This window comes from Mesorhizobium sp. M1A.T.Ca.IN.004.03.1.1 (assembly GCF_003997555.1).
Lineage (GTDB): Bacteria > Pseudomonadota > Alphaproteobacteria > Rhizobiales > Rhizobiaceae > Mesorhizobium.
In genome coordinates, this window is record NZ_RZTV01000724.1 from 1 (window position 1) to 252 (window position 252).

General features: G+C 66.7%; 1 pseudogene. It reads right to left on the reverse strand.

The window, feature by feature from the left end:
* Positions 1 to 252: pseudogene (locus tag EOD29_RS33565) on the reverse strand (RNA-binding transcriptional accessory protein); the annotation flags it as partial.

The window sequence follows — 252 nt, forward strand, 5'->3', positions numbered from 1 at the left end:
GCCAGGTCCAGCTTGCGACCTCCATCAGCCAGCGGTCGCCGGGACGGCTCGTACCGATCTCGTAAGCCGCCACGATCATGCGTTCGACCGGCTTGTTCGGAGAGGCGGTTTCGGCGTCGGCCTCGATCGTCAGCGTCAGCACCTCCTCGTTCCAGCCCCGCAGCATGGCGAGCGCGCGGTGGCCCGGCGCAGTCGCCCAGCGTTCGGAATGGTCGAAATAGTCGGAAAACTTCTCGCCCGTCGCCTGCTTGC